The sequence below is a fragment of the Pseudoalteromonas sp. S1650 genome (genome assembly GCF_005887195.1).
GTDB lineage: Bacteria > Pseudomonadota > Gammaproteobacteria > Enterobacterales > Alteromonadaceae > Pseudoalteromonas > Pseudoalteromonas simplex.
This window is the reverse complement of sequence record NZ_PNDF01000134.1, coordinates 1-774: the sequence shown is the minus strand read 5'-3', so window position 1 is coordinate 774 and position 774 is coordinate 1. Positions and strand designations below refer to the sequence as shown.

General features: G+C 41.0%; 1 protein-coding gene. It reads right to left on the bottom strand.

Features of this window, described 5'->3' with window-relative positions:
* Positions 1-19: 19 nt before the first annotated feature.
* The coding region (locus CWB80_RS22620) for a flagellin family protein (protein ID WP_502705018.1) at positions 20-774 on the bottom strand (755 nt) is incomplete at its 5' end.

Genomic DNA, 774 nt, shown 5'->3' with positions numbered 1-774 from the left:
TGATAAATTACTGTTTTTATTAATAAAACTGTGTTTGCACAGCACATAAATCAGCTCTCTGCTCATCTATAGATGAAATCGCTGAATCGATTATTGATAAAGCTTTCTGAGAACCCGCTTGCGTTGAGATATCAATCTTATCAACCATTGAGTCTGCAGCCGATTCAGTGACTGCACCTGTAATTTCTCCGCCAGCACCCACAGTAAATGAATTATTCCCTGAAAACTCTATTTTTGAAGTTGCTGTAGATGTTGTACCATCAGCTATAGCAGTAGTACCCCCTCTTACATCAAAAGTACCAGCACCTCCAGCAACGCTAAGGGAAATACCATCTACTCCACTTACATTTAGCTGCACGACACCGCCACTAACTTTAGCATCATAGCCAAGGTCACTCAACTTGGCAGCTATATCTGCATTAGATCCTGATACACCTATTTCATGTTCACCTATTGTCAAAGTACCAGATGTTGCAGCCCCGATGTTAATATCGACTTCACTAACCGCCTCTGCAAAAACACTAGTATCAGAAGCATTAATTTGACTAGCTGCATCCGTTGCACTAGAGCCTGAATCAATAGTAACTGTTTCTGCTACACCTGCAGATGTAATGGTTAATGTTTGGTCCACAGTGGACTTACCATATACACTACTAGTAGCAGCAACTGCACCAAAAACACTACCAGCTGCACTACCAGATGCATATTTACCACCAAGTTTATCTGCCGATACATCTTTAAGCGAAACGTTAATAATCTCGTTTGCATTTGCAC